4 protein-coding genes are annotated in these 2,780 nt (G+C 41.3%); all 4 read left to right on the top strand.

Translation table 11 applies throughout. The features are described 5' to 3' along the window. On the top strand, positions 1-713 hold a 713-nt coding region (locus ACZFYI_RS18435; RefSeq protein WP_462525591.1), incomplete at its 5' end, for a M20/M25/M40 family metallo-hydrolase. Positions 714-817: 104 nt separating this feature from the next. Further along, positions 818-1,390, top strand: a complete 573-nt coding sequence (locus ACZFYI_RS18430) for a zeta toxin family protein (RefSeq protein ID WP_462525590.1) — start codon at positions 818-820, stop codon at positions 1,388-1,390. Next, positions 1,380-1,577: a hypothetical protein gene (locus ACZFYI_RS18425; RefSeq protein ID WP_462525589.1), complete on the top strand. Its 198-nt coding sequence runs from the start codon at positions 1,380-1,382 to the stop codon at positions 1,575-1,577. Before ACZFYI_RS18430 ends, ACZFYI_RS18425 begins: the two co-directional genes overlap by 11 nt. 103 nt (positions 1,578-1,680) lie before the next feature. After that, the coding region (locus ACZFYI_RS18420; protein ID WP_462525588.1) for an alpha-amylase family glycosyl hydrolase at positions 1,681-2,780 on the top strand (1,100 nt) is incomplete at its 3' end.

The raw sequence follows: 2,780 nt of genomic DNA, 5'->3' as shown, positions 1-2,780 counted from the left end.
ATGATTACGCTTTGGGTTACGAGACTGCACAGGGATTTGATATTGCCACCATTGCAAGGAGAGGCGCAAGCGGATGGACGCTAAAAACTACAGGAAAGCAAGTTCATTCCTCAGGGGTTTTCAGGGAATCAGTTGGTTACGGCGCTATCTATGAGGCTGCAAGAATCCTCAACCAATTCAGAGAAGAATTGGCAGGTGAAAAATACCTCACATTCAACCCCGGCCAAATCATCGGCGGTTCTGACATCAGCTATGATGAAGATACGGGCGCGGGTGAAACATTGGGAAAAACAAACATCGTGGCAAGAGAAGCTTTCGTTACAGGGGATTTGAGGTTCCTCGGCGAACCACAAAAAGAAGCGGCACGTGAAAAGATGAAACAGATCGTATCCCAAAACCTGAACGGTACCACCGCAGGCATCGAGTTTGAAGATGGTATTCCTTCCATGCCGCCTACAGATGGAAATATGGCTTTGGTCAAAATCTTGAGTCAGGTCAGCTTGGATATGGGTTATGGTGAAGTTAAGGCCGGAGACCCCGGTTCACGCGGAGCAGGTGACATTTCTTATGTCGCGGATTACCTCGATTGCATCGATGGGCTTGGCGCATCAGGTACAGGCGCCCACTCCCCCGCCGAAACGATCAATATGAAGCAATACCCCGATTTGATCAAAAGGAGTACTTTGTTTGTGTATAGGTTGATAAATTTATAAATGATTGAGACCTGTCGGTTATTTGAAACCTGATAGGTCTTTAAAAACTCTTTTTCTTTGTGTTTTTGTGTCTTTGAGGGAAACAACTTTTTATATTTAATACGATGCAAAAACTCTATGTCATTGCGGGACCAAATGGAGCAGGAAAAACGACAGCTTCCTACACCATATTACCTGAAATACTAGACTGCAAGGAATTTGTCAATGCAGATGAAATTGCAAAAGGACTTTCTCCTTTCCAACCTGAAAAAGCATCCATAGAGGCCGGACGAATCATGCTTCAAAGGATAAATAATCTGATGGAATCAGGAGAGAATTTCGCTTTTGAGACTACCTTATCTTCAAAGAGTTTTGTTAACCTCCTCAAGGAAGCAAAAGATGAAGGATATGAAACCACAGTGTTGTTTTTCTATTTATATTCTCCCAATCTTTCAATAAGGAGGGTTATGACAAGAGTTGCTGAAGGGGGGCATAATATCCCTGAGGACGTAATCCGAAGAAGGTATAATAATAGACTTATAAACTTTTTTAAATTATATAAATCAATTGTAGACAATTGGATGTTTGTTGACAATTCAAAAAAACCATTTAAATTGATTGCAAAGATGAGTTCAGGTAAGATCTCAATTTCCGAAACAAATCTTTGGAACGAATTATCAGAAAACTATGACAAATAAGGAAAAAGTGAAAGAAGAAGAATTTGAAAAAATCATTTTCGGCCTAGAAGAAACCTACAAAAACCTTGTCAAATTCAAGCGTGAAAAAAACAGCCCAATCATTGTTTCGCAAGATGGGGAAATTGTGGCTTTGGATCCATTTGAGGTACCCGAGAGCCTTACTCCTGAAAATAATTCACCTAAATGAAATTTAGGAATGGGAGGGCTTTGAAACCTGACAGGTCTTTAAAAAACTCTTTTTCTTTGTGTTTTTGTGTCTTCGTGGGAAACAACTTTTTATATTTAACCCCATGAACAAACTCCTGACCCAAATTTCTTTTTTTTCGACATTGCTTGCAACCCTGGTTAGTTGCGATACCCCCAAAACACAATCCCCTGAAGCCTCTTCCCAAATGGAAACTCCCCATAAAGTCATCGTTTACCAAGTCTTTACCAGACTTTTTGGAAACACCAATACCACCAACAAACCATGGGGAACTTTGGAAGAAAATGGAATAGGGAAATTCAATGATTTCACAGACAAAGCACTCTCGGAAATTAAAGCAATGGGAGTGACTCACATTTGGTATACCGGCGTGCCCCACCATGCTTTGATCAATGATTATACAGAATATGGCATTTCGAATGATGATCCTGATGTGGTCAAGGGAAGGGCAGGTTCACCCTATGCTGTTAAAGACTACTACAATGTCAATCCTGACCTAGCAGAGAATCCGGAAACACGATTGGAGGAATTTGAAGCCTTGATCGCAAGAACGCATCACCAAGGTATGAAAGTCATTATAGACATCGTACCCAACCATGTTGCCAGAAGATATGAGGGGAAAAGCAATCCCGAAGGAGTAAAGGATTTTGGCGCAGGTGACGACACTTCGGTTGAATACAAAAAAAACAACAACTTCTATTATATCCCGGGAAAGGATTTTAAAGTTCCGGCACCATTGGATAACTACAAGCCTTTAGGTGGTGAATCCCATCTTTTGGCAGATGGGATATTTGATGAATCCCCTGCCAAATGGACAGGAAACGGTTCACGTGAGCCTCAACCTCATTTTTATGATTGGTACGAAACAGTCAAGATCAACTACGGTATCAAACCTGACGGCAGCAAGGATTTCATTGAGTTGCCGGCAGACTTTGCACAGAAAGACTACAAAGCCCATTACGGATTTTGGCAGGGAAAAGAAGTCCCTTCATCATGGGTGAAATTCAAAGACATTGCATTGTATTGGACTGAAAAAGGAGTGGATGGCTTCCGCTATGACATGGCAGAAATGGTTCCTGTGGAATTTTGGAGCTATATGAACTCTGCGATCAAGATGAAAAACCCTGATGCTTTCCTTTTGGCTGAAATCTACAATCCCAAAGAATATCGGAATTATATCCATTT

Source organism: Aquiflexum sp. (assembly GCF_977115555.1).
Note: the sequence above shows the minus strand (reverse complement) of the source record. Positions and strands in the feature narration are given on the sequence as shown.